Source organism: Neisseria shayeganii, assembly GCF_014054965.1.
GTDB classification, from domain to species: Bacteria; Pseudomonadota; Gammaproteobacteria; order Burkholderiales; family Neisseriaceae; genus Eikenella; species Eikenella shayeganii.
Genome location: NZ_CP059567.1, coordinates 674723 through 699016 on the forward strand (window position 1 = coordinate 674723; position 24294 = coordinate 699016).

Annotated in this window: 18 protein-coding genes, 2 tRNA genes, 2 pseudogenes and 1 riboswitch; of the genes and pseudogenes, 14 read left to right on the plus strand and 8 right to left on the minus strand. The window is 58.9% G+C overall.

Translation table 11 applies throughout. From position 1 onward, the window contains the following. The first annotated feature begins 329 nt into the window (after positions 1–329). The gene (clpB, locus tag H3L94_RS03240) at positions 330–2900 is read left to right on the plus strand and encodes an ATP-dependent chaperone ClpB (protein ID WP_182122636.1); all 2571 of its coding nucleotides are present in this window, start codon (positions 330–332) and stop codon (positions 2898–2900) included. A 33-nt stretch (positions 2901–2933) separates the two neighbouring features. Beyond that, positions 2934–3706 (plus strand): annotated as a pseudogene (locus tag H3L94_RS03245) (IS5 family transposase). Between the two features lie 410 nt (positions 3707–4116). Here the strand turns inward: H3L94_RS03245 and H3L94_RS03250 are convergent. Beyond that, positions 4117–4923 carry a carbon-nitrogen hydrolase family protein gene (locus H3L94_RS03250; RefSeq protein WP_182122637.1) on the minus strand — a complete coding sequence of 269 codons (807 nt, stop codon included), beginning with the start codon at positions 4921–4923 and terminating at the stop codon, positions 4117–4119. 68 nt (positions 4924–4991) lie between these two features. Between H3L94_RS03250 and H3L94_RS12325 the strand changes: the two are divergent. Beyond that, a pseudogene (locus H3L94_RS12325) lies at positions 4992–5140 on the plus strand (lipoprotein signal peptidase); the annotation flags it as partial. A 12-nt stretch (positions 5141–5152) separates the two neighbouring features. On the opposite strand, the gene H3L94_RS03255 reads toward H3L94_RS12325, so the two are convergent. Continuing rightward, positions 5153–5554, minus strand: a complete 402-nt coding sequence (locus H3L94_RS03255; RefSeq protein ID WP_182122638.1) for a hypothetical protein — start codon at positions 5552–5554, stop codon at positions 5153–5155. 18 nt (positions 5555–5572) lie between these two features. Next, positions 5573–7117: a threonine ammonia-lyase, biosynthetic gene (gene ilvA / locus H3L94_RS03260; protein WP_182122639.1), complete on the minus strand. Its 1545-nt coding sequence runs from the start codon at positions 7115–7117 to the stop codon at positions 5573–5575. Positions 7118–7483: 366 nt separating this feature from the next. Between ilvA and H3L94_RS03265 the strand changes: the two genes are divergently transcribed. After that, on the plus strand, positions 7484–8716 hold the full coding sequence (locus H3L94_RS03265) for a D-alanyl-D-alanine carboxypeptidase family protein (protein ID WP_182122640.1): 1233 nt from the start codon (positions 7484–7486) through the stop codon (positions 8714–8716). A 399-nt stretch (positions 8717–9115) separates the two neighbouring features. Here the strand turns inward: H3L94_RS03265 and H3L94_RS03270 are convergent, their stop codons facing one another. The 3 genes from H3L94_RS03270 to queF all read right to left on the minus strand — a co-directional run bounded on the left by H3L94_RS03270 (position 9116) and on the right by queF (position 11008). Then, positions 9116–9823, minus strand: coding sequence for a 7-cyano-7-deazaguanine/7-aminomethyl-7-deazaguanine transporter (locus tag H3L94_RS03270; RefSeq protein WP_182122641.1), 708 nt, complete (start codon positions 9821–9823; stop codon positions 9116–9118). A 38-nt stretch (positions 9824–9861) separates the two neighbouring features. Further along, positions 9862–10434 (minus strand): SMI1/KNR4 family protein, encoded by a 573-nt coding sequence (locus H3L94_RS03275; RefSeq protein WP_182122642.1) that lies wholly within the window; start codon positions 10432–10434, stop codon positions 9862–9864. A gap of 103 nt (positions 10435–10537) precedes the next feature. After that, complete coding sequence (gene queF, locus H3L94_RS03280; protein ID WP_182122643.1) at positions 10538–11008, minus strand: preQ(1) synthase; 471 nt, start codon at positions 11006–11008, stop codon at positions 10538–10540. Between the two features lies 1 nt (position 11009). Continuing rightward, positions 11010–11054, minus strand: a riboswitch (PreQ1 riboswitch). Between the two features lie 237 nt (positions 11055–11291). Between queF and aroG the strand changes: the two genes are divergently transcribed. Further along, positions 11292–12347 (plus strand): 3-deoxy-7-phosphoheptulonate synthase AroG, encoded by a 1056-nt coding sequence (aroG, locus tag H3L94_RS03285; protein WP_009119503.1) that lies wholly within the window; start codon positions 11292–11294, stop codon positions 12345–12347. Between the two features lie 104 nt (positions 12348–12451). On the opposite strand, the gene H3L94_RS03290 is transcribed toward aroG, so the two are convergent. Then, complete coding sequence (locus tag H3L94_RS03290) at positions 12452–13633, minus strand: phosphoglycerate kinase (RefSeq protein WP_182122644.1); 1182 nt, start codon at positions 13631–13633, stop codon at positions 12452–12454. Positions 13634–13864: 231 nt separating this feature from the next. On the opposite strand from H3L94_RS03290, the gene H3L94_RS03295 reads away from it, so the two are divergent. Together H3L94_RS03295 and prmB are read left to right on the plus strand one after the other, a co-directional pair. Further along, entirely contained in the window at positions 13865–15310 is a 1446-nt protein-coding gene (locus H3L94_RS03295; protein ID WP_182122645.1) for an aminoacyl-histidine dipeptidase, read from the plus strand. Between the two features lie 87 nt (positions 15311–15397). Next, on the plus strand, positions 15398–16300 hold the full coding sequence (gene prmB, locus H3L94_RS03300; protein WP_182122646.1) for a 50S ribosomal protein L3 N(5)-glutamine methyltransferase: 903 nt from the start codon (positions 15398–15400) through the stop codon (positions 16298–16300). 104 nt (positions 16301–16404) lie between these two features. On the opposite strand, the gene ppsR is transcribed toward prmB, so the two are convergent. Beyond that, on the minus strand, positions 16405–17226 hold the full coding sequence (gene ppsR, locus H3L94_RS03305) for a posphoenolpyruvate synthetase regulatory kinase/phosphorylase PpsR (protein WP_182122647.1): 822 nt from the start codon (positions 17224–17226) through the stop codon (positions 16405–16407). 363 nt (positions 17227–17589) lie between these two features. Between ppsR and ppsA the strand changes: the two genes are divergently transcribed. The 7 genes from ppsA (at position 17590) to lptG (ending at position 24273) form a co-directional block, all read left to right on the plus strand. After that, entirely contained in the window at positions 17590–19977 is a 2388-nt protein-coding gene (gene ppsA, locus H3L94_RS03310) for a phosphoenolpyruvate synthase (RefSeq protein WP_182122648.1), read from the plus strand. Between the two features lie 453 nt (positions 19978–20430). Then, positions 20431–20506, plus strand: a tRNA-Val gene (locus H3L94_RS03315). Positions 20507–20518: 12 nt separating this feature from the next. Beyond that, positions 20519–20595: transfer RNA gene (locus tag H3L94_RS03320), tRNA-Asp, on the plus strand. A 233-nt stretch (positions 20596–20828) separates the two neighbouring features. After that, entirely contained in the window at positions 20829–21269 is a 441-nt protein-coding gene (locus H3L94_RS03325) for a hypothetical protein (protein WP_244958827.1), read from the plus strand. Between the two features lie 51 nt (positions 21270–21320). After that, positions 21321–21830 (plus strand): hypothetical protein, encoded by a 510-nt coding sequence (locus H3L94_RS03330; RefSeq protein ID WP_182122650.1) that lies wholly within the window; start codon positions 21321–21323, stop codon positions 21828–21830. Between the two features lie 263 nt (positions 21831–22093). Next, positions 22094–23206: an LPS export ABC transporter permease LptF gene (gene lptF / locus H3L94_RS03335; RefSeq protein ID WP_182122651.1), complete on the plus strand. Its 1113-nt coding sequence runs from the start codon at positions 22094–22096 to the stop codon at positions 23204–23206. Next, a complete protein-coding gene (lptG, locus tag H3L94_RS03340; RefSeq protein ID WP_182122652.1) occupies positions 23203–24273 on the plus strand; it encodes an LPS export ABC transporter permease LptG in 1071 nt (356 codons plus the stop codon). Before lptF ends, lptG begins: the two co-directional genes overlap by 4 nt. The last annotated feature ends 21 nt before the right edge of the window (positions 24274–24294 follow it).

The following is a 24294-nucleotide window of genomic DNA, read 5'->3' on the forward strand; positions in this document are numbered from 1 at the left end:
GGAAAAGCGGGCATTTTAGCGGATTTACGAGCAAGGCGGGGCGGGCTTTCAGGTAGCCTGCGGCGTAGGGCGTGTCGTCACCAAGCGTTGCGGCGGTATTTTTGGTCAAAACCCGCATCTGCGGCGTTAAAAATGCTCGCAAGATGTCCAATCTTGCTGCGCTTTTTGCCTGGCAGCTGCAAATTTTGCCTCAAAAAACCGCTTCGCAAGCATGGTGACGACACGCCCGGGGAAACAGCGCGATAGCAAAATTTTTCCTGCGGCCGCTTGACAAAGAAAACGCCATGCCCATATAGCCGCTAGTCAACCATTCTATGAGGAAAAACAATATGCGATACGACAAGCTCACCGCCAAGTTCCAACAGGCGCTGCAAGAAGCGCAGAGCTTGGCTTTGGCGAAAGACAACGGCTATTTGGAAGCGGCGCATGTGCTCAAAGCGCTGCTGGACGATACCGACAGCGGCATGTCTGCCCTGTTGGTGAAAGCCGGCGGCAATGTGATGCAGATCAAGCGCGCGGTACAGCAGCAGCTTGACAGCCTGCCGCAGGTATCCGGCCAGGGCGGCGAGATGATGCCCAGCCGCGAGCTGCAAAACGTGCTCAACCTGATGGACAAAGCCGCGGCCAAACGCGGCGACGCCTATATTGCCAGCGAGCTGTTTTTGCTGGCGCTGGTGCAGGAAAACGGTGCCGCCGGCCGCATTCTGAAAGACGCCGGCGTGAACGAGGCCGGTTTGAACCGGGCGATTGACGAAGTGAGAGGAGGCGAGAGCGTGGACAACCCGAATGCCGAAGACCAACGCGAAGCATTGAAAAAATACACCTTGGATTTAACCGAGCGCGCCCGCGAAGGCAAGCTCGACCCGGTGATCGGCCGCGACGACGAAATCCGCCGCGCGGTGCAGGTATTGCAGCGCCGCACCAAAAACAACCCCGTGCTGATCGGCGAGCCGGGCGTGGGCAAAACCGCGATTGTAGAAGGTTTGGCCCAGCGCATCGTGGACGGCGAAGTGCCCGAATCGCTGCGCAACAAACGCTTGCTGGTATTGGATTTGGCCGCCCTGATTGCCGGTGCCAAATACCGCGGCGAATTTGAAGAGCGCCTGAAAGCCGTGCTCAACGACTTGGCCAAAGACGACGGCAATACGCTGATTTTCATCGATGAAATCCACACTTTGGTGGGCGCGGGCAAAACCGACGGCGCCATGGACGCAGGCAATATGCTCAAACCCGCGCTGGCGCGCGGCGAACTGCACTGCATTGGCGCCACTACCTTAGACGAATACCGCCAATACATCGAAAAAGACGCCGCGCTGGAGCGCCGCTTCCAGAAAGTGCTGGTGTCCGAGCCCAGCGTGGAAGACACCATCGCCATTCTGCGCGGCTTGCAGGAACGTTACGAAATCCACCACGGCATCGACATCACCGACCCCGCCATTGTGGCCGCGGCCGAGTTGAGCAACCGCTACATCACCGACCGCTTCCTGCCCGATAAGGCCATCGACCTGATCGACGAAGCCGCCAGCCGCATCAAAATGGAGCTGGACAGCAAACCCGAGCAGATGGACAAACTCGACCGCCGCATCATCCAGTTGCGCATGGAAAAAATGCACGTGGAAAAAGAAAGCGACGAGGCGAGCAAAAAACGCCTGCTGTTGATCGACGAGGAAATCGCCGCGCTGCAAAAAGAATACGCCGATTTGGACGAAATCTGGAAAGCCGAGAAAGCCGCCACCTCCGGTAGCGCCGACATCAAAAAGCGGATCGATGAAATCAAAATCAAAATCGAGCAGTTCAAACGTCAAGGCAATCTGGAGGCGGCCGCCCGCATGCAATACGGCGACCTGCCGCAAATGGAGGCCCAGCTGAAAGCGGCCGAAAACAGCGGCGGCACCCAGAGCAACCGCCTGTTCCGCACCAAAGTGGGGGCGGACGAAGTGGCCGAAATCGTGTCGCGCATGACCGGCATTCCGGTGAGCAAAATGATGGAAGGCGAGCGCGAGAAACTGCTGAAAATGGAAGACGTGCTGCACCGCCGCGTGGTGGGCCAAGACGAAGCCGTGCGTGCCGTGGCCGATGCCATCCGCCGCAGCCGCTCCGGCCTGTCCGATCCCAACAAGCCTTACGGCAGCTTCCTCTTCCTCGGCCCCACCGGCGTGGGCAAAACCGAGCTGTGCAAAACCTTGGCCGGCTTCCTGTTTGACAGCGAAGAGCACCTGATCCGCATCGATATGTCGGAATACATGGAGAAACACAGCATCGCCCGCCTGATCGGCGCGCCTCCGGGCTATGTGGGCTACGAAGAAGGCGGCTACCTGACCGAACAGGTGCGCCGCAAGCCTTACAGCGTGGTGTTGCTCGACGAAGTGGAAAAAGCCCACCCCGATGTGTTCAACATTCTGCTGCAAGTGTTGGACGACGGCCGCCTCACCGACGGCCAAGGCCGCACGGTGGATTTCAAAAACACCGTGATCGTGATGACGTCCAATATCGGCAGCCAGCACATCCAGCAGATGGGCACCGCCGATTACGATGCGCTCAAGGCAGTGGTGATGGAAGACGTGAAACAGCATTTCCGCCCCGAACTGATCAACCGCATCGACGAAGTGGTGGTGTTCCACGGCCTCGACCAGCAGCACATCCGAAGTATCGCCAAGATTCAGCTGCAGGGGCTTACCCGACGTCTGGCGGCGCAGGAACTGCATTTGGAGGTGTCCGATGCGGCGCTGGACGTGTTGGCGCAGGCCGGTTTCGACCCGATTTACGGCGCCCGTCCGCTCAAGCGCGCGATTCAGGCCGAAATCGAAAACCCCTTGGCCAAACGCATTCTGGCCGGTGATTATGCCGCCGGCAGCCGGATTCAAGTGGAAGCGGAAAACGGCCGGCTGGCGTTTGCCTAGGCCGAATCGACATTCATCTGGTATCTTTGGCGGATGACCAAGACCAAGCATCTGCGGCCCCGCCGCTACGAATTAACCCAAACCCAATGGGAGCGGATCGAAGATCTGCTCCCAGGCAAGGCCGGTGACCCCGGGCGTACGGCAGCGGACAACCGCAGCTTCGTCAATGGCGTGCTGTGGGTGTTGCGCTCCGGGGCGCGCTGGAGCGATCTGCCCACGCGCTACGGAGCCTACAAGAGCGTGCACAAGCGCTTCACCCGCTGGGCGGCCAAGGGTATCTGGGAGCTGGTGTTCCAGTCCCTGATTCAGGATCGAAGCAACGAGTATCTGATGATCGACAGCAGCATTGTCCGGGCGCACGCACAGGCGGCGACCGGAAAAGGGGGGCGGCACACCCGGCTCTGGGGCGTTGCCGAGGAGGTCTGAGCACGAAGATCCACATGGCGACAGATGGCCAGGGCCGACCGGTGCGATTCATCCTCACTGGCGGCCAGCGTAACGACATCACGCAAGCCCCAGCGCTGCTGGCCGGGTTCAAGCCCAAGTACGTCTTGGCCGACAAAGGCTATGACAGCCGGCAACTGGTGGCGCTGATCCAGTCGCTCGGCGCCCAGGCGGTGATCCCGCCTCGCAGCTGCCAGCAGCCGCGTGCCTACGACAAAGCACGCTACCGGCTACGCAATCGCATCGAGCGTTGCTTTGCCAGGCTCAAGCAGTTCCGCCGCATCGCCACTCGTTTTGACCGCAAGCCCTCTCACTTCCTGGCTTTCCTCTACCTCGCATCAATTACCTTGTGGGTGGGTTGAATGTCGATTCAGCCTAGGGCGTGTCGTCTCCAAGCATTGCGGCGGCGTTCGGTCATCGACCGCGTCTGCCGCATCATCCTAAACAGATGGCGGAGGTGTGGGCAAAATATGCCATCTTGCCCACGCCTCCGCTTGGCATTTGCGTTTTTTGCCCCGGGTAATCGCTGCGCAAGCAGATGATGAGATGAACAGATTCCCGCGGGGTGAAGACGCGGTCAAGCAATAGGCTACCTGAAAACTTTGGCGACGCAGAAACTTGCGCAGCTCGTTTTCAGGTAGCCTATTGCTTTGCCTAGTAGTTATATCGTTAGAATGGTTATATTAAATAATATCAAAACCTTAAGTCATAATACGATGCCCGGCGCGAATTTCATAAGGGAGTCGGAACCATGATTCGGCGGGAGGCGGGGTCAGAACAGGCGGTGTTGCAGGGCAGGCAGTTTGCTGCGCACGGTGCGTAGGCGTTCCGGTTTGAGTTCGGCGGTTACCACGCCTTCGCCTTCCGGCAGGCAGGCCAAGATCTCGCCCCAGGGGTCGATGATCATGCTGTGGCCGAAAGTGCGGCGGCCGTTGGCATGGGTGCCGCCTTGGCCGGATGCAATCACGTAGCATTGGTTTTCCACCGCCCGCGCCTGCAGCAACATCTGCCAATGCGCCAGCCCGGTGGTGTAGGTGAAAGCGGCGGGCAGCAACAGTACGTCAAACGGCTGTTGGGCGCGGAAAAATTCGGGGAAACGCAGGTCGTAGCAGATGCCTTGGGCGTAACGCCAGCCGTCGGCTTCGCCGGCAGGCGGAATGCGGTTGCCGGCTTCGATGGTGTCGGCTTCGCGGTAGCTTTCGCCTAGGCCGGTGAAGCCGAACAGATGGGTTTTGTCGTAACGGCTCAGGCAGCGGCCGTCGCGGCCGTAAACCAGCAGGCTGTTGAGGATTTTGTCGGGCGTGGCGCCGGCCAGCGGAATGCTGCCGCCGAACAGCACAATGCCGTGTTCGGCGGCCAGGGCGGCCATCATCTCTTGCAGCGGGCCGTTGCCGAACGGTTCGGCCAAGGCCAGTTTGTCGGTGTCGCGCTGTCCCATAATCGGCCAGTATTCCGGCAGCAGCACCCAGTCGGCGCCGGCTGCGGCGGCTTCAGCTACCAGGCGTTTGACGCTTTCGCGGTTGACGGCGGGATCGGTATGGGAAACCAGTTGGACGGAGGCGGCGCGGAGGGTGTGCATGCGAATCTTTCCGTGGGTTGGGAGAATGGGAGGCTACCTGAAAAGGTGTAGGCAGGCTTTCAGGTAGCCTGAGACCCTTGCAAAACCCCCATCTGCGGCGCATTTCTGCGTTGTGCGCTGCTCGCTTGCTTGCCTATCGTGTGATATGTCTGCGCTCGCTGCGCTGCTACGCCTTGAACTGCATCCACATCTGGGGGTTTTGCAAAGGTCTCAGCCTATGGTATTGGGCTTATTCCGCCGTTTTGTCGTTTACCGCGGTGATGCCGAAGCATCGGAACACATAGGGCGACAGCCACAGCGCCAGCAAGATGAGCGGCACGCCGTAGAGAAACGCCGCCACATAGGCCATGGGGGCGCCGCTGCCGGCTGCTACGGGCGCGAGAAACTCGGCGTAATAGCAGAAAACCAGTAGCGGCAGGTAGGCGGTGCAGGCGCCGAGGGTGCGCAAGGGGTTGCCGGCCAACAGAAAAGGCAGGGCGGGCAGCAGGGGCAGCATCACCCAGCCTGCGGTGAGCAGGCTTTTAGGCAGTCCGAAGTGGGGACTGAGCCAAAAAGTGGCGGTTTGGCCGGCAAACATCAGGCCCAGTGTTCGGGCGGAAAAACGGCGGAGGCGGGTATAGGCTGGCTGCATACGTCTTCCCTTGCTTTCCTAACGAATGCCGGCGGCGGTTTGTTTGCCCAAAAACAGCCGGTAGGCGGCGTTGTCGGTTTGTTCGGCGTAGGCATAGCCCAGCTCTTCCAAAAAGGCGGAGAAGGCGGCATCGTCTTTGGGCGGCACGTCGATGCCCACCAAGACGCGGCCGTAGTCGGCGCCGTGGTTGCGGTAGTGGAACAGGGTGATGTTCCAGTCGGTCTGCATCTGGCCGAGAAACCGGGCCAGCGCGCCGGGGCGCTCGGGGAATTCGAAGCTCACCAGGCGTTCGTGCGCCACTTTGTCGGTGCGGCCGCCCACCATGTAGCGGATGTGGATTTTGGCCATTTCGTCGTGGGTGAGGTCGGTATTCTCGAGTCCGGCGGCGCTCAATTCGGCGCTGATGTTGGCCAAGTCTTGGGCCCCGGCGCTCTGGATGCCGACAAAAATATGCGCGGTGCGCTCATCGCCGTAGCGGTAGTTGAATTCGGTGATGTTGCGGTTGCCCAAGATATTGATAAATTTTAGGAAGCTGCCGGGGCGCTCGGGAATGCTGACCGCAAAAATGCCTTCGTTGCCTTCGCCCAGCTCGCTGCGCTCGGACACGTGGCGCAGGCGGTGGAAGTTCATATTGGCGCCGCTGGCAATCGCCACCAGCGTTTGCCCTTCGGCTCCTTCGCGGGCGATGTAGGCTTTCAGGCCGGCCAGGGCAAGGGCGCCGGAAGGCTCGCATATGCTGCGGGTGTCGTCGAAAATGTCTTTCAGTGCGCCGCAAACGGCGTCGGTGTCCACCGTGATGATGTCGTCGAGCAGGTCGCGGCACAGGCGGAAGGTTTCTTCGCCCACCAATTTGACCGCGGTGCCGTCGGCAAACAGGCCCACGTCTTTGAGTTCGACCCGCCGGCCGACATCGACCGAGGTTTTCATGGCGCAGGAATCGTCGGTTTGCACGCCGATGACCTTGATTTCCGGCCGCACCTGTTTGATGAACACGGCCACGCCGGCGGCCAGGCCGCCGCCGCCGATGGGTACGAACACGGCATCAATCGGTTTGGGGTGTTGGCGGATGATTTCGAGGCCGATGGTGCCTTGGCCGGCGATCACATCGGGGTCGTCGAAAGGCGGAATGTAGGTGAGGCCGCTGGCGGCGGTGAGTTCGACGGCGTGGTCGTAGGCGTCGTTATAAGACGTGCCTTTGAGCACCACTTTGCCGCCGCGCGCCCGTACGGCATCCACTTTGATCTGCGGGGTGGTTTCCGGCATCACGATGGTGGCTTGGCAGCCGAGCTGTTGCGCTGATAGGGCCACGCCTTGGGCATGGTTGCCGGCACTGGCGGTGATCACGCCTTTGGCCAATGCTTCGGGCGGCAGCTTGGCCATTTTGTTGTAGGCGCCGCGGATTTTGAAAGAAAACACCTGCTGCAGGTCTTCGCGCTTGAGGAAAATCTGGTTGTTCAAACGGGCAGAGAGGTTGCGGGCGGGGTCGAGCGGGGTTTCGTGCGCCACATCATAAACAGAGGCGGTGAGGATGCGGGTGAGGTAGTCGGTATAGGCGTGCTTCATGACGGCGTGTGGTGTGGGAACAAAGCGGGCAAGATAACGCTTAGCGGCCGGGCTGGCAAGGGGCAGGCTACCTGAAAAGCGCCGGCCGGCAGCTTGGCGGCAGTGGGGCGCGGGCCGGGACGGCCGGGCGCTAGACCCGGAGGCGGAAAAAACATGTTAAACGTCTGCTTAGGCGGGCGTTAGCCGTTATAATCCGCGCGTTTTGCCGATGCTGTGGCGCAGCAAACAGCCTGCCGGATGCGGCAGTCGGCGAGCATCAGCACCAAGGTTTGCGGCCCGCCTGTTTTCAGGTAGCCCGAACGGAAGAACCATCACGGAAACGGCCGCTGCGTGGCTGCCGGCGGTTTCCCCAATCGAGAGTTGTGTATGAAGAAGATATTTGCTGTCGGCAGCATTGCCTTTTTATTGGTTGCAGCCGGCGTTCAAGCGCAAAACCCGCCTGCGGCCGCTCCGGCCTCCGCACCCGCAACCGTTACGCAAGCGGCGGCGCCCAACCCTGCGGCGGCCATGCCGCAAGTGCCGGAAATCGCCGCGGCCGCCTATGCGGTGTACGATGTGCAGAGCGGCCAGGTGCTGGCGCAGAAAAACCTCAACGAGCGGGTGGAGCCCGCTTCGCTCACCAAACTGATGACGGCTTATTTGGTGTTCAAAGCCTTGGAAGAAGGCCGTTTGAAGCCGGAAGATAGCTTTACCGTGTCGGAGCAGGGCTGGAAAACCGAAGGCTCGCGCATGTTCCTCGACCCGAAAAAGCCAGCTTCGGTGGACGATTTGCTCAAAGGTTTGATAGTGCAATCGGGCAACGACGCAGCGGTGACCTTGGCCGAAGCGGTGGCCGGCAGCGAAGCCGAATTCGTGCGTTTGATGAATGCCGAAGCGCAGCGTTTGGGCATGACGGAAACCCGTTTTGAAAACAGCACCGGCCTGCCCGGCCCCGAGCATTACACCTCGGTGAAAGACCTGATTACGCTCTCCACCGCCATCATCCGCGATTACCCGCAGCACTACCCGATTTACTCCATCCAATCGTTTAGCTACAACAACATCAACCAGCCCAACCGCAATCTGCTGCTCTACCGCGATCCGAATGTGGACGGCATGAAAACCGGCCATACCGCCAGCGCGGGCTACAACTTGGTGGCCTCCAGCAAGCGCAACGGCCGCCGCGTGATTTCGGTGGTGATGGGCACGGAAAGCATGCAGGCGCGGGCCACCGAGAGCAGCAAGCTGCTCAACTGGGCGCTGCAGTCTTTCGACACGCCCAAGCTGTACGATGCCGATCAGGCGATTTCGCAGGTGAAAGTGTATAAGGGCGACAGCAATACCGTGAACGTGGGCTTTACCGAAGCGGCCTACATCACCGTGCCGCACGGCGAAGGCAAACGCCTGACCCCGCTGTTGGAAACCGTCCAGCCCGTATTGGCGCCGATTACCAAAGGCCAGGTGTTGGGCACCATCAAATTTGTGGACGCCAACCAGCAGGTGGTGGCGCAGAAAGACGTGGTGGCGCTCAGCGATGTGCCCGAAGCCGGCTTCTTCGGCCGCGCCTGGGACAGCATCGTGCTGTGGTTTAAAGGTTTGTTCGGCGGCGGCGAAGGCTGATTCGGGCTGTTTCAGCCCAAGCAGTTTTGGGTTTGTACGGCAGGCTACCTGAAAGCGGAAAGGCTTTCAGGTAGCCTTTGTTTGTTTGGTACCGGGGGGAGGAGGCGGATGTTGGGGGAAACGGTTTGGGCGGATGGCGGCAAATGAAAACAGGCTGAGACCTTTGCAAAACCCCTATCTGCGGCGCATTTCTGCATGGTATGTTTATGCTCCAGGGAAGCCCCTGCTTGCGTGCCTATCTGTCTGAGATATCTTTCTCACGGGGGTTCTTTGCGTTCACACTCGCTGCGCCGCTACGCCTTGAACGGCATTCACATCTGGGGGTTTTGCAAGGGTCTCAGGCTACCTGAAGCGGTTTTGTGGCCCGTTTTCATGCAGCCTGCTATGGTTTGGCAGTTTTCAGATTTCCTGTGCGGCGGTTTGTGTTTCTAAAGCGGCTGCTTCGTGCCGTTTGAGGGCGGTGAGTTTTCGGGTAAGCAGGTTGAGCAGCACGCCGTAGGCGGGCAGGAAGAACAGGGTGCAAATGGTGAGTTTGAACAGGTAGTCCACCCAAGCGATGTGCGGCCAGTTGGCGGCCATAAAGGCGTTGCTGCTGGCGTAAAACGCAATGGCGAAAAACAGCAGGGTGTCGGCGGCATTGCCGGCCACGGTAGAAGCCGAGGGGGCGATCCACCAAGCCCGCAGGCGGCGCAGGCGGCTGAAAACGGTGATGTCGAGCAGTTGGCCGAGCACATAGGCGGCGAAACTGGCGGCGGCAATCCGCCAAACCAGCCCGTTGAAAGCGGCCAAGGCGCCCAAGCCCTGCCAGTTGCCTTGATAAAACAGCACCGACACCAGATAGGACAGCACCAAGGCGGGCAGCATGACGAAAAAAATAATCCGTCGCGCCAGCCGGCGGCCGAAGATGCGCACGGTCAGGTCGGTGGCGAGAAAGATAAAGGGAAAGCTGATGGCGCCCCAGGTGGAGTGGACAGTGTGGCCGCCGGGCAGGGTCAAGCTGAAGGGGAACTGCACCAGGTAGTTGCTCACGGCGATGATGGCGATGTGGAAGAAGGCCAGCCACCACAGGGCTTTTCTTTGTTGTTGCGGGCTGAAGGTGTAGTGCATGGCAGGCTACCTGAAAAAGTGGGGCGGATCTGGCGGGCTTACAACAGCCGGCCGGTGGTGAACAGGGCGAAGTCTTCTTCGGTGTAATCGAAACTCAAACCCAAGGCGCGTTTGGTAACGGTTTCGACGCTGCGGCGCAGATCTTCCAGCAGGGTGAAGGCGGTTTTCTTGATGGTAAAACCGTCGTCGTATTGGTGCCAAATGTAGTCGTCCGGTTCTTCGGTGACCAAGCAGTAGGCGGCGGTGCGGTCGTTGTTGAAGCGCCAGGGAAAGAGTTTGTGGATAATCGGATGGATGCCGGATTTCAGGTAGCCGGTGTGAATGGCGGCATCTTCCAGCATGGCTTGCGATTCGGCGGTTTGGTATTGTTTGAACAGGCGCGGTTGCCAGCGGGCGTCGTAGAGGGTGATTTCGTCACTCCACACCAGGCCGCCCGAGCAGCGGCCCATCTGCAACAGCAGTTGGCGGAATTGGCCGTGGATGTTGAGGTTGTAGCGGCGGCTGATGCGTTCGATTTCCTGCTCGGTATAGCCGCGTACGGCTTCGGGGCGGAAGGGGATTTGGGTGCCGTAGGCACGGCATTTGCTGAGTTCCTGAATAAAATTTGTCATAAAGGGTAGGGGTCCGGTATGGCCGGACTTATTGGTATGGTGAAGGGAGGGAAGTAGAGGTTTTCTATTGATTAAAGAAGCTGCTGCGCCGTTGGCGGGCGGCTTATTGCATATCGTGACGCAACAGGCGTTCGCGCGCCATGTCGGCAAAAGGGGTGCCGGGGCGGCCGTAGTTGGCGAAGGGGTGGATGGCAATGCCGCCGCGGGGCGTGAAATCGCCGAAGACTTCGATGTATTTCGGGTCCATCAGGGCGATGAGGTCTTTCATGATGATGTTGACGCAGTCTTCGTGAAAGTCGCCGTGGTTGCGGAAGCTGAACAGATAGAGTTTGAGCGATTTGCTTTCCACCATTTTCACATCGGGGATGTAGCGGATGATGATGGTGGCGAAGTCGGGCTGGCCGGTCATCGGGCACAGGCTGGTGAATTCGGGGCAGATGAATTTGACGAAGTAGTCGTTGCCGGGGTGTTTGTTGTCGAATGCTTCCAGCACTTCGGGCGCGTAATCGGAGCGGTAAACCGTTTGTTGTTTGCCCAACAGCGTCAGGCCGTCGAGCTCGTTTGAAGTTCTCATGGGTGTCCTAGTTTTTTTACGTGGGAGGTTTGCGAACCACGGTAGATAAATTGAAAGGGCGGCTATTATACGGCTTTTGGATTTCTCGTCAAATATTTGATTTATTTTTGCTATTATCGAAAACAAAATTCTTAAAAACCCGTTTTTTTAAACATGAAATACTTGCGAATGCAGATTCATGGCCAGTGAAAGCCATATTGTGCTACTTATTGCCTGTAAGGCTTGCGGGTGTCGGTCAAACAGGCCACAATAGCCGCCTTTGACAACGATTGCGACCACAACCATGACGAGCCACTACAAAACCCGCACCGATGACGTGCGCATCAACGATATTCACGAGCTGTTGCCGCCGATTGCCCATTTGTATGAGTTGCCCATCAATCGTGAGGCGGAAAATCTGGTGGCCGACACCCGCGCCCAAATTGCCAAGCTGGTGCACGGCGAAGACAAACGCCTGTTGGTGATCATCGGCCCCTGTTCGATTCACGACCCCAAAGCAGCGCTGGAATACGCTGCCCGTCTGTTGCCCTTGAAAAAACAGTATGAACAAGAGCTGCTGATTGTGATGCGCGTATATTTTGAAAAACCACGCACCACCGTGGGTTGGAAAGGCATGATCAACGACCCGCACATCGACGGCACCTTCGACATCAATTACGGCCTGCGCCAGGCGCGCCGCCTGCTGTTGGAGCTGAACAACTTGGGCATGCCGGCCTCCACCGAATTTCTCGACATGATCACGCCGCAATATTATGCCGACCTGATTTCCTGGGGCGCCATCGGCGCGCGCACCACCGAAAGCCAGGTGCACCGCGAGCTGGCCAGCGGCTTGTCTTGCCCGGTGGGCTTTAAAAACGGCACCGACGGCAACCTGAAAATCGCCATCGACGCCATCGGCGCCGCCAGCCATCCGCACCATTTCCTATCGGTCACCAAGGCCGGCCATTCGGCGATTGTGCACACCGCCGGCAACCCGGATTGCCATGTGATTCTGCGCGGCGGCAAGGAACCGAATTACAGCAGCGAACACGTGAAAGCCGCCGCCGCCGAGCTCACCAAAGCCGGCGTCACCCCCAAACTGATGGTGGATTTCAGCCACGCCAACAGCCGCAAAGACTACAAACGGCAGATGGAAGTGGCCGCCGATGTGGCCGCGCAGCTGAAAAACGGCGAAGACAACATCATGGGCATCATGGTGGAAAGCCATTTGGTGGAAGGCCGTCAAGACAAACCGGAAAACTACGGCCAAAGCATTACCGACGCCTGCATCGGCTGGGACGCCACCGAAGAGCTGCTGGCGCTGATGGCCGAGGCCAACCGCCAACGGGTGGGCGCTTGATTCGGTGCGGCCGTTGAGGCGGCCGGCGAAAACCCAAACAGGCTACCTGAAACGCTTTCAGGTAGCCTGTTTTGCTGTTTTGCTTTATGAAGACTAAATCAATATCAGCCTTGGGCGTGTTGTTCCAACACCGCCACGCCGGGCAGTGGTTTGCCTTCCAAAAATTCCAGGAAAGCGCCGCCGCCGGTGGAAATGTAGCCGATGCGGTCGGTGATGCCGAATTTGGCGATGGCGGCCAAGGTGTCGCCGCCGCCGGCGATGGAAAACGCGGGGCTTTCGGCAATCGCTTCGGCCATCACGCGGGTGCCCTCGGCGAATTGGGCAAATTCAAACACGCCTACCGGGCCGTTCCACACGATGGTGCCGGCCTGTTTCAGCATGTCGGCCAGCGCGGCGGCCGATTGCGGGCCGATGTCCAGAATCATGTCGTCGTGGGCCACCTCGTCGATGGCTTTGATTTCGCCGGTGGCGGTTTCGGCAAACTCCTTGGCGCACACCACATCGGTCGGCAGCGGCACCACGCCGCCTTTGGCCGCCATTTTGGCGGTGATTTTGCGCGCTTCGTCCACCAGATCGGTCTCGGCCAGCGAGCGGCCGATGGGGTGGCCGGCGGCCTGCAGGAAGGTGTTGGCAATGCCGCCGCCCACAATCAGCTGGTCCACTTTGTCGGCCAGGCTGTCGAGAATGGTGAGTTTGGTGGAGACTTTGCTGCCGGCCACGATGGCCACCATCGGGCGGGCGGGCTCTTTCAGCGCTTTGCCCAGCGCGTCGAGTTCGGCGGCCAAGAGCACGCCGGCGCAGGCCAGCGGGGCGGCTTCGGCCACGGCCACCAGCGAGGCTTCGGCGCGGTGGGCGGTGCCGAAGGCATCGTTCACATAAATATCGCACAGGGTGGCGTAGGCTTGGCCGAGCTCGGCCTGGTTTTTCTTCTCGCCCACGTTCACGCGCACGTTTTGCAGCATCACCACTTCGCCGGCCTGCGGTTTGGGCGGGTTCGCGCGCCAATCGTTGATCACGTTTACAGTTTGGCCCAGCAGTTCGCCCACGCGCGCGGCCACCGGCGCTAGATCGTCTTCGGCTTTGCATTCGCCTTCGGTGGGGCGGCCCAGGTGGCTCATCAGAATCACGGCGGCGCCGTTTTCCAGGCAATAGCGCACGGAAGCCATGGAGGCGCGGATGCGGGTGTCGTCGCCGATTTTGCCGTCTTTCAGCGGCACGTTGAGGTCGGCGCGGATGAGCACGGTTTTGCCGCGCACGTCTTGTTCGGTCAGTTTCAGAAAGGCCATTTGCTTGCTCTTTTTGTCGGAGTGGTTTGAAACGGCGCGCATTATCTTATAAACAAAGTTTCCGGGCAAACGGGGCGGCAGGCTACCTGAAAGTATTGCTCGCGCGGGCGCGTCTGTCTTTCGTTTTCAGGTAGCCTGGGGCAAGTTGGTGGCGGGGCGGGCTATCGACAGCGGCGGCGGCGTCCGACTATACTGCGCGGCTTTCCCGTATTTCCGCCGAAGGAACACCGTATGCCCATCCGCGCCCTGAATCCGACATCCGTTTGGCACTGGTTTGCCGACATCTGCGCCATTCCGCACCCCACTTACCACGAAGCCGAGTTGGCGGCGTTTATTAGCCGGCGTGCACAGGAAAAAGGCTTGTCGGTGCGCCAAGACGAAACCGGCAATCTGTATGTGTCCAAGCCGGCCCACGGTGCGGGCATGGCGGAGAAAGCCGGCGTGATTCTGCAGGCGCACATCGATATGGTGGCGCAGAAAACGCCCGAATCGGCGCACGATTTTGTGCGCGACCCCATCCGTCCGCAAATTCGTGACGGTTGGGTGTATGCCGACCACACCACTTTGGGCGCAGACAACGGCATCGGCGCCGCCATGGCTTTGGCGGTGCTGTTTGCCGACGACATCGAGCATCCGCCGCTGGAAGTGTTGCTCACGGTGGAAGAGGAAATCGGCATGGGCGGCGTGCGCGGTGTACGCGGCGATTGGCTCAACGGCCGTTATCTGCTCAATCTGGACACCGAAGAAAACGGCAGCATTTATCTGGGCTGTGCCGGCGGGCGCGATGCGGAAATCACGCTGCCGCTGCGGCAGGAAGCGGTGGCGGGCGAGCGCTGGCGCATCACCGTGGGCGGTTTGCGCGGCGGCCATTCCGGCATCGACATCCACCGCGGGCGCGGCAATGCCATCACTTTGCTGGCCGATACGCTGCACCGGCTTTCAGGTAGCCCGGGTTGGCATTTGGCGGCATTTCAGGGCGGGCGGCTGCGCAATGTGATTCCGCGCGAAGCGGTGGCGGAAATCGTGTTGCCCGCCGGACAGAGTGCGGCTTTGGCGGCGCTGTTGCAGGAGGCGGAAAACGCCGCCCGTGACGAGTTGGGCGGCCATGCCGCGCAGTTGTTTATCCGCGCCGAAGCGGTGGCGCATGACGGCCGGGCGTTCTGCGCCGAAGACAGCCGCCGTGCGGTGGCCTTGCTGTGTGCGCTGCCCGACGGCGTGCTGCGTTGGAGCGACGATTTCCCCGGCATCGTGGAAACGTCGCTCTGCTTCAGCGTGGCGCAGAGCGATGCCGGGCAGCTGCATCTCTGCCTGCTGATGCGCTCGCTCTTGGAAAGCCCGAAAGATGCGCTCAGCCGCCGTTTGGCTTCGGTGGCCGATTTGGCCGGCGCCAAGCTGGTGTTGGCGGAAGATTATCCGGCATGGACGCCGGACGCCACATCCCGCTTGTTTGCCGCCACTCAGGAAGTGTTCCGCGCGCATTTCGGCTGTGAGCCGAAAGTGGAAGTGATTCATGCCGGCTTGGAGTGCGGGCTGATGAGCGAGCGTCTGCCGCAGGTGGAAATGGTTTCCTTCGGCCCCACCATTGAAGACGCGCACACCCCGCGCGAGCGGCTGCATATCGACAGCGTGGCCGACTGCTGGCAGATTTTGTTGGCTTTGCTGAAACAGACGCCCTAACCACATTTCAGGCTACCTGAAAGCAGCCCGCTGCCGTATCCTTTTGCCGTTTGGCCGCCCCTCATCTCGATTGAAAGAACCACACCGATGTTTGCTTCCGCTTCTTCCTACCTCAAAACCGTGCGCGATCTGCTGCGCTTCTGCGTCAGCCGTTTCAACGAAGCCGGGTTGGTGTTCGGCCACGGCAGCGACAATGCGCACGACGAAGCCGCCTATCTGATTCTGCACACCCTCTGCCTGCCTTTGGACGAACTCGATCCTTATCTCGATGCCGTGCTGTTGCCGGAGGAGATCGATGCCGTGCTGGCTTTGGCGCAGCGGCGGGTGGAAGAACGCGTGCCGGTGGCCTACCTGACCCATCAGGCTTGGCAGGGCGATTTCGATTTTTATGTGGACGAACGGGTGATTGTGCCGCGCTCCTTTATTTACGAGCTGCTCGGCGAGCCGCTGCGGCCGTGGATCGAGCATGAGGAGTTGGTGCACAGCGCGCTGGACTTGTGCACCGGCAGCGGCTGTCTGGCAGTGCAGATGGCGCACCATTATCCCGATGCCGAAATCGACGCGGTGGACATCAGCCTGGATGCCTTGGAAGTGGCCGCCGTCAATGTGGAAAACTACGGTTTGGCAGAGCGCATCCAGCTGATCCACACCGATTTGTTCGAGGGTTTGGAAGGCACTTACGACCTGATTGTGTCCAATCCGCCTTATGTGGATGCCGACAGCGTGGCGGCCTTGCCCGAGGAATACCTGCACGAGCCGGAGCTGTCGTTGGGCAGTGGCGAGGACGGCTTGGACGCCACCCGCCAAATTCTGCTGTGCGCAGCCAAATACCTCAATCCGCGCGGCGTGCTGCTGGTGGAAATCGGCCACAACCGCGAGGTGTTGGAGGCCGCTTATCCCGAGCTGCCCTTCACTTGGCTGGACACCTCCGGCGGCGACGGTTTTGTGTTTTTGCTGACGCGAGAAGAATTGCTGGGCGAAAAGCCTTGATGGGGTTGTGCTGATTTCTTAAACACGACACAAGCAAACCAAAGGTCTCAGGCTACCTGAAAGCGTTTCAGGTAGCCTTTATCGTTTGCGGATGGTGCGGTCAATTAAAAGCGGCGTTGCAGTTTGCAGGCCAGCATGATGCTGGCGGCCAGCTCTTCCACCGATTTGTGGGTGGTGCTGGTAAACGGAATGCCGTGCTGGCGGAACATGGATTCGGCTTCGTTTACTTCGCTGCGGCAGTTTTCCACGCTGGCGTATTTGGAATCGGGACGCCGCTCGGTACGGATGTGGTGCAGGCGGGCGGGGTCGATGGTGAGGCCGTAGATTTTGTTTTTAAACGGCTTGAGCATTTTGGGCAGATCGGTGACCGCCAAATCGTCGGGCGTGAGTGGGTAGTTGGCGGCGCGGATGCCGTATTGCAGAGCCAGATAAAGGCAGGTGGGGGTTTTGCCGCTGCGGGAGACGCCCATCAGAATCACGTCGGCATGGGCGAGGTCTTTGGCGGACACGCCGTCGTCGTGGTTGAGCGAGAAATTAACCGCTTCCATGCGCGCATCGTAGCGCTCGGTGTCTTGAATGCCGTGGGTGCGGCCGACTTGGTGGTTGGCGGCCACATTGAGTTCGATTTCCAGCTGGTTGATGAAGGCGTCGTAAAAGCTCAGATGCAGACCGGCGCTTTCTTTGACGATGTTGCGGATGTTTTCGTCCACAATGCTGGTGAAAATAATGGGGCGCAGATTGCATTCGGCAGCGATGCGGTTGATCTCTTCCACTGCTTTTTCGGCTTTTTCGGAGCTGTCGATGAAGCGGTAGGTGAGGCGTTTGAATTCGATGCCGTCGAATTGGTTAAGCAGGGCGTCGCCCATGCCTTCGGCGGTGAGGCCGGTGCGGTCGGAAATGAAGATGGCGTGGCGGCAGTTGGGCATGGTGTGTTCCTTTCAGGTAGCCCGATGGAAAGCGGGCATTTTAGCATTGTGCGCGCCGGCTTGCCCTTGCCGGTTTTTTGCCCGGAGCCGGCTTTTGTTGCTGTGCAACAAAAGGGAGTGCAAGAAGTGTCTGTTTTCTTTGCTTAAGTTGCGGTGTTTAGTTGGTGCTCTCTATAAATTGTTTTGGGAATCATGGTGATAGAGTGGATGCTTGAATATTCGCTTGGGCGAATCGGCGTTGAAAAGGGCATGACAGAAAGTATCCCAACCGTTAGAATAACGCCGCTTTTCTTTACTTGGATTTTCCCTTTTCAACCTGCGGATGCCGCCGAACCGGCATCCTAAACAAACGGAACACAAGCAATGGCCGGTAATAATGTAATTTGGTTTGAAAACCTGCGCATGACCGACGTGGAAAGCGTTGGCGGCAAAAATGCCTCTTTGGGCGAAATGATCAGTCAGCTCACCGAAAAAGGGGTGCGCGTGCCGGGCGGCTTTGCCACCACCGCCGATGCCTACCGCAAATTTTTGGCCCACGAGGGCTTGGGCGAGCGCATTTCTGCCGTGCTGGCCGCATTGGATGTAGAAGACGTCACCGAGTTGGCCCGTGTGGGCAAAGAAATCCGCCAATGGATTTTGGATACCCCGTTCCCCGCCGATTTGGATGCCGATATTCAGGTAGCCTGGGAAAAAATGGTGGCCGATGCCGGCACCGACCAAATCTCCGTGGCGGTCCGCTCTTCCGCCACCGCTGAAGACCTGCCCGATGCTTCTTTCGCCGGCCAGCAGGAAACTTTCCTCAATATCAACGGACTGGAAAACGTGAAAGCGGCCATGAAGCATGTGTTCGCTTCGCTGTATAACGACCGCGCCATTTCCTATCGCGTACACAAAGGCTTCGCCCACGACGTGGTGGCCTTGTCTGCCGGCGTGCAGCGCATGGTGCGCTCTGACAGCGGCGCGGCCGGCGTGATGTTTACCATGGACACTGAATCCGGTTTCGACCAAGTGGTTTTCGTGACCGCTTCTTACGGCTTGGGCGAAACCGTGGTGCAGGGCGCGGTGAATCCCGACGAATTTTATGTGCACAAGCCCACTTTGCGCGCCGGCCGCCCGGCCATTTTGCGCAAAACCATGGGTTCCAAACTGATCAAAATGACGTTCACCGACACCGCCGAGGCCGGCAAGTCGGTTCAGGTGGTGGATGTGGACGAAGCCGAGCGCAAGCGCTTCTCGATTAGCGACGAAGAAATCACCGAATTGGCCAAATATGCGCTGATCATTGAAGAACACTACGGCCGCCCGATGGATGTGGAGTGGGGCCGCGACGGCGTGGACGGCAAACTGTATATCTTGCAGGCGCGCCCGGAAACCGTGAAATCTCAGGAAGACCGCAACAGCACCCTGCGCCGTTACCGCATTGAAAACAAATCCGAAGTGTTGTGCGAAGGCCGCGCCATCGGCCAGAAAGTTGGCCAAGGCAAAGTGCGCCTGATTAAAGATGCTTCCGAAATGGATCAGGTGCAGGCCGGCGATGTGCTGGTAACCGACATGACCGACCCCGATTGGGAACCGGTGATGAAGCGTGCTTCCGCCATCGTGACCAACCGCGGCGGCCGTACCTGTCACGCCGCCATCATCGCCCGCGAGCTGGGCATTCCGGCCGTGGTCGGTTGTGGCAATGCCACCGAGGTGTTGAAAGACGGCCAGGAAGTGACCGTGTCTTGTGCGGAAGGCGACACCGGCCTGATTTACGACGGTCTGCTGAAAGTGGACGTGATTGATCTGGCTTTGGACAATATGCCCGAAGCGCCCGCTAAAATCATGATGAACGTGGGCAACCCAGAACTCGCTTTCGGTTTCGCCAGTCTGCCCAGCGAAGGCATTGGCCTAGCCCGCATGGAGTTCATCATCAACCGCCAGATCGGCATCCACCCCAAAGCCTTGCTGGAATTCGACCGTCAAGACAATGAGTTGAAAGCCGTGATCACCGACCGCATTGCCGGTTACGCTTCTCCGGTGGATTTCTACGTCGATAAAATTGCCGAAGGCGTGTCCACTTTGGCCGCTTCGGTTTATCCGAAAAAAGTCATCGTGCGGATGTCCGACTTCAAATCCAACGAATACGCCAACCTGATCGGCGGCAATCTGTACGAGCCGCATGAAGAAAATCCGATGTTGGGCTTCCGCGGTGCCGCCCGCTATGTGTCTGAAGAGTTTAAAGACTGTTTCGCCTTGGAGTGCCGTGCGCTGAAGCGCGTGCGTGATGAAATGGGCCTCACCAATGTGGAAATCATGATTCCGTTTGTGCGTACCCTGCATGAAGCGGAAGCGGTGATCAAAGCCTTGAAGGAAAACGGCTTGGAGCGCGGCCAAAACGGTTTGCGCCTGATCATGATGTGCGAACTGCCCACCAATGCCGTGTTGGCCGAGCAGTTCCTGAAATATTTCGACGGCTTCTCCATCGGCTCCAACGACATGACCCAGCTGACCTTGGGCGTGGATCGCGACAGCGGCGGCCCAATTGCCGGCACATTCGACGAGCGCGACCCGGCAGTCAAAGTGATGCTGCATTTGGCGATTCAAGCCTGCCGCAAGCTGAATAAATACGTGGGTATTTGCGGTCAAGGCCCGTCCGATCATCCGGATTTCGCCAAATGGTTGGTAGAAGAGGGCATTGAAACCATTTCCCTCAATCCCGATACCGTCATTGAAACCTGGCTGTATCTGGCCAAAGAGCTGAAACAGTAAACCGGGTATTTTGCAGGCCGCTGTAGTGTACAGCGGCCTGTTTTTATGAGGCGGTTTTGTGTAGATTTGAGAGCCGGAGAGCCGGAGAGCCGGTTCAAAGTCTTCTTGCGAAGCCGTTTTCGGTGGCAAAACCAGGCATGCCAAGCTCGCTCGAAGAGGGCGGTTTGACACGCTGCGCGAGTCAAATCAGCCAGCACAGCAAGATTAGAGATCTTACGAGCATATCCGCCGCCGCAGATAGGAGGGTTTTGCCCCTAAATACTGCCATAAGGTTCATTGACGATATGCGTGGGAGAGTCGCTCCGGCGGGATAACGGATTTGAAGAAAATTTTAAGTCGATTGTTTTCAGTTGTTTGCCGATTTGGTGGGTTTGTGCTGTAGAAAAGGCTTGCATCGGCAGTCGGATTTTGTTTTAATACGCGCTTCGCAGCGATGCGGAAACAGTTTTCAAAGGGTGATTAGCTCAGTTGGTAGAGCGTCTGCCTTACAAGCAGAATGTCGGCGGTTCGACTCCGTCATCACCCACCAAGTTTCCAGTGCGCGGTGGTAGCTCAGTTGGTTAGAGTACCGGCCTGTCACGCCGGTGGTCGCGGGTTCGAGCCCCGTCCACCGCGCCAAAAAAATAAAAAACCTCTGCACATATGCAGAGGTTTTTTGCATGGTACTTGTGATTGCGGATGGAGGCTTTGCCAAGGCCTCAGGCTACCTGAAAGCCGGATTTGGAGTAGGGCTTTCAGGTAGCCGGGTCGGGTGATTTTCTGCCTTGGCGCGGTTGGCAGGCGGCAGGCGGATTGACTATAATGAAAGCGCTGCGATTCGGCAGCATCTCCATTCTAAAAAGGAAAATATGATGAAAAAAACGACCGTTTTCGGTTTGATGCTTTTGATGGCTGCCCCGGCTGCTTTTGCGCGTGACGATTGGTTGCCGCAAGCCCAGCAGATGAACCGTGAAATCGTGGCTAAAGAAGACCGCAATGCACGCCAAGTGAAGATGGTGAACGGTCATTTGGGTCAGGAGCGTTTGGCTACCCACCAAGTGCAGCTGCAGGCCGGCAAATACTATTCTTTCTTTGCGGATTGCGATTTGAAATGTTCCGACATTGATTTGAAACTGTCCCGTACCAACGGTGAAGTGATTGCCATAGATGAAGAGCCGGATGATTCCCCGATGTTCGGCTGGCGTGCCGACCGTACCGGCACTTACACCCTGACCGTGGGCATGGCCACTTGCGAAGCCAACCGTTGTGCATACAGCGGCCAGGTGTTCCAAGGCACCAAAGACGTGTTTTAATGTTGGGCAGGCCGGTTTCGGCCTGCTTTTTTTGATTTTGGAGGAAGAATCATGAAACGCATCACTTTGGCTACCCTTGTATTGTTGGTACTGGCCGCTTGCGGCGGCGAAAAAGCGGGAACGCCGGCAGCGGCGCAGCAGCCGGCAGGAACGGCCCATTCGGGTGTCTCTGACAAAGCAGACGACGGTTGGCTGGCCGAGGCGCAAGAAATCAGCCGCACCATTGTGGGCATGCAGGACGATGCGGCGAAAGAGCTGGTGGTGAAAAGCGGCGGCTTGCCGCCGGCGGCCCGCTACAGTTATCAGGTGGATGTGAAAGACGGCAGCTACTACACGTTTTTTGCCGATTGCGATTACGATTGCAGCAACATCGACTTGGAAGTGAAGGATGCGGCGGGCAATACCTTGGAAAAAGATTTTGAGTCGGACGATTCGCCGATGTTCGGCGTCCGCGCGAAATCCGCCGGCCAATTGACGGTGGATGTGGTGATGACCGATTGCGACACCAAAGAATGCCGTTTCAGTTCCCAAGTATTTGAGGGCAGTCAAGACGTATTCTGACGGCAGGCCGATGCCGAAGGCTACCTGAAAACGTTTCAGGTGGCCTGATTTTTTGCCGCCCCAAACCGTGTCACCAAACCGGCGGAGCCACGTCTGAAGCTACGGTGCGCTCCGGCGTAGGGAGCGGATAAAAGTTGCGGCGCAAAAACGTGTTCTGCCGTACAATCTCGCCCTGTTTTGATTGGTCGGCGCGGGGCGGTATGTTTCGGTACCTGTTCACCATCTCCGTGTCCGTCCATTCCGCGTTTTAAAGAACGGCAGCAATGGTTTATCAAAGAAAATTCATCAAAGAAGTGTCGCAAACCGCCATCGGTGTGTTTGTGCTGCTGTTGGCCACCTTGGTTGCGGTACAGGCCGTCAAGCTGTTGGGCAATGCCGCCGGCGGCAATGTGGCGGCCGATGCGGTGGCCACGCTGGTGGCGTTTTGGACGGTGGCGCTCATGCCGCTGGTGTTGATTCTGACCGCCTTCATCAGTGCGCTCACGGTTTTGTCGCGCTATTGGCGCGACAGCGAAATGGCGGTATGGCTGTCTTCCGGTTTGTCGTTGTACGGCTGGATCAAACCTTTGATGGCGTTTGCGGTGCCGTTTGCCGTGTTGACGGCGGTGGTGTCGATGCTGGTGATGCCGTGGGCGGATGCCCGCAGCCGCGAGTTTGCGGAAGTGCTGAAGCGGAGGCAGGATACTTCCATGGTGCGGCCGGGCGTGTTTCAGGAATTCGGCGGCCGCTCGCCGCGGGTGTATTTTGTGGAAAAATTCGATGCCGACAGCGGCGAGGCGGTGAACCTGTTTATCCGCGAGCAGGGCGAAGACGGGCGGGATGTTTTGATTACCGCCGTGCGCGGCCGTTTTGCCGAGCAGGAAAACAAACGCACGCTGGAGCTGTTTAACGGCCGCCGTTACAGCGGTGTGCCCGGACAGGCCGATTATGACGAGGTGTCTTTTGAGCGGCTGCATCTGATTGTGGGCACCGCGCCCAAGTTGGTGCAGCGCGACGTGCACCGCCGTACGGTGCCGACCAGCCAATTGTTCGGCACCGACCAACCCGAGTTGCGGGGCGAATTGATGTGGCGCTTCACCATGCCCTTGAGCGTGTTGGTGTTGGCTTTTCTGGCGCTGCCGCTGTCTTATATGAACAACCGCAGCGGCCGCAGCTACAGCTTGCTGATTGCCATCGGCCTGTTTCTGCTTTATCAAAACGGCCTGACTTTGGTGCGGGACGGCATCAGCGATGGGCGTCTGCCCTTGTGGTTCGGCCTCAGCGTGCCGCATATATTGATGATCGGCCTGAGTGTTTTGCTGCTGCGCATCCGAAGCCAGCCGGCGCAGCCCTTTTGGCAGGCTGTGAAACAGGCCGTGAAAGTGAGGCGCGCATGAAACTGCTCACCCGTTATTTGATGCGCCGGCTGAACAGCGGCACGGTGTATGCCTTGCTGGCTTTATTGGCTTTGTTTTCGTTCTTTGAAGTGGTGAACGCGGTGGAAGACGTTGGCAGGGGCAGCTATACCGCCGGCACCCTGCTGCTGTATGTGGGCATGCGTCTGTTCGGCCATATGTATACCCTGCTGCCGCTGGCGGTGTTGGTGGGTTGTTTGGCCGCTTTGAGCCAGCTGGCCGCCTCCAGCGAGCTCACGGTTATCCGCACCAGCGGCGCTTCTTTGCGGCGCATTGCGGCCACCATTGCCGCAGTCGGCCTGCTGGCCGGCACGGCCGGTTTTGCTTTGGGCGAATGGGTGGCGCCGTATATGGAGCAGCGCGCCGAGCGCCTGCGCCTGAACGCGATACAGAAAACCGTCAGCTTGGGCGGCAGCGGCCTGTGGTTCCGCCAGGGGCAGGACAACATCAATGTGCGGGAAATGCTGCCCGACGGCCGCCTGCTCGGTATCCGCATTTACCGCTACGATGTTTCAGGTAGCCTGGTTTCCGCCTGGCAGGCGGCGGAAGGGCAGGTGAACGACAACGGCACGTGGACGCTCAAGCAGGTGGCGCGCACCGATTTGGCGGCCGAACGAAGCCGCATATCCACTGCCGAGCAAAGCGAGTGGACGAGCAGCGTGGACGCCAAGCTGCTGAATGTGCTCTTGATTGATGCCGACCAAATGTCTGCCCAAGGCCTGCATGCTTATATCCGCCATTTGGCCGGCAACGGCCAGCAGACGGCGGCTTACCGCACCGCTTTCTGGCGCAAGTTGTTTTACCCCGCCGCCTGTTTGGTGATGGCTTTGGTGGCGCTGGCCTTCACGCCGCGCAATCCCCGCCAGGGCAATATGGGCGTGCGCCTGTTTATCGGCGTCTGCCTGGGACTGGCTTTCCATTTCGGCGGCCTGCTGTCGGGTTATATCGCGCAGCTGGCCGCCTTGCCGCCCTTTTTGGCCGCCTTGCTGCCGACCGCTGTTTTCGGTGTGCTGGCAGGGTGGCTGATCCGGCGGCAGGAGTTGCGCTAAACCAGCATGACAAGCGGTTTT